The sequence below is a fragment of the Streptomyces cinereospinus genome (assembly GCF_042430725.1).
Classification (GTDB): Bacteria; Actinomycetota; Actinomycetes; order Streptomycetales; family Streptomycetaceae; genus Streptomyces; species Streptomyces cinereospinus.
The window spans coordinates 1-1,484 of record NZ_JBHMCY010000176.1 but is presented as its reverse complement, the minus strand read 5'-3'; the positions used below and the strand labels follow the sequence as shown (position 1 = coordinate 1,484).

The window sequence follows — 1,484 nt, the reverse complement described above, 5'->3', positions numbered from 1 at the left end:
ACTCACCCGCCGCGGGGGTCAGGCGCTCACTGCCCCTTTGCCCGAAGCCGGCGGGTCGCCCGAAGCACGCGAGCCGCCCGGACAGCGAGGACATGAAGTGAAACTCGTGAACGTAGGCCCCCCGGAGAGTGAGCAGCCCGCGTTGCTCGTCGATGACCACCGGTGGGTTCCGCTGACTCCCTTCCTCGCCCGCTACGGGGTCCCGGGCGAGATGAACGCCGTCATCGGGCTGCTGCCGGTGCTCCGTGACACACTCGCCGACTGGGCGAGCACGGCGACCAGCCATCCCCTGGACGGACTGCGGCTGGGCGCACCGGTCACTCACCCGCGCAGCATCGTGGCGGTGGGAGCGAACACCAGGTCGCACGTCGCGGAGGCGTCGGTCCACACCGGCGGGCACGCCGCGAAGCGGCCGATGCTCATCACGAAGGCCGTGTCGGCACTGTGCGGGCCGCACGACCCGATCCGGCGTCCGCCGGAGACCCGGAAACTCGACTACGAGACCGAACTCGCGGTCGTCATGGGCGCAGCCGCCTCACACGTGCGGCCCGATGAGGCGATGCGTTACGTGGCCGGCTACATGGCGTGCAGCGACGTCACGGCACGCGACATCCAGACCGGCGAGGACGAGGACGCGGACTTCTACTGGCAGCACTTCCGCAGCAAGTCCTACCCGGCCTTCCTGCCCACCGGGCCCTGGCTGCTCACCGCCGACGAGGTCACCGACCTCTCGAAGGTGACACTGCAGACCTACGTCAACGACGAGATCCGCCAGGACAGCGATCTCACCGACCTCGTCTTCGACGTGCCGGCCCTGATCGCGTCGGTCAGCGCCTGCGTGCCGCTGCTGCCGGGAGACATCCTGGTGACCGGCTCGCCCGCGGGAGTCGGCCACTTCATGTCACCCCCCGGCTATCTCGAGCCCGGGGACACCCTGCGCACCGTCGTCGGCGGCGTCGGCGAGCTGCGCAACCGAATAGAGGAAGCACCATGACACACACCGGCGAACTCCTCGGAACCTCGACCGTCCGGGTCACCAGTGCGCCCGGCCGCGCCAAACTCGTCGAGCTGCCGCTGACCCCCGCGCAGGTGCCGATGGGGGTGCGCGACGAGGTCGCCCGCCACTACCAGTTCACCGACGGCCAGTTCGAACCGATGGCGACCACCCTCGACTACCTGGTCGGCGCGGCCGTGGCCTGCATGACGGGCTCATTCGGCGGACGCCTCGGCGCCATCGGGCAGAACACGTCGAACGGGGAGCTCACCGCTGAGGGAACGGGCTCACTCGTGGTCGACCAGGGAGTCATCCGGGTCAAGGCCATCCACGTCGCCTACACCCTGGCCCTGGACGAGCAGGTCGACGAGGCCAAGGCCCGCCGGGCCCACGACACCCATGCGCGGTACTGCCCCGTCGCGCGCAGCATCGGCGCCTGCATCGAGCTCACCAGCGACCTCACCCTCCGCAGCACGTCCTGACAACGAAA

Annotated in this window: 2 protein-coding genes; both read left to right on the top strand. The window is 69.7% G+C overall.

Annotation, left to right across the window (positions count from 1 at the left end; translation table 11 throughout):
- Positions 1-106 precede the first annotated feature (106 nt).
- A complete protein-coding gene (locus ACFF45_RS35370) occupies positions 107-994 on the top strand; it encodes a fumarylacetoacetate hydrolase family protein (protein ID WP_381351143.1) in 888 nt (295 codons plus the stop codon).
- Positions 991-1,476, top strand: a complete 486-nt coding sequence (locus ACFF45_RS35365) for an OsmC family protein (RefSeq protein ID WP_381351142.1) — start codon at positions 991-993, stop codon at positions 1,474-1,476. The genes ACFF45_RS35370 and ACFF45_RS35365 overlap by 4 nt, the downstream gene beginning before the upstream one ends.
- Positions 1,477-1,484 lie beyond the last annotated feature (8 nt).

What these genes read in the sequence shown, in the direction of transcription:
- ACFF45_RS35365 (WP_381351142.1), top strand. Translation starts at nt 991, where the DNA reads ATGACACACACCGGCGAACTCCTCGGAACCTCGACCGTCCGGGTCACC.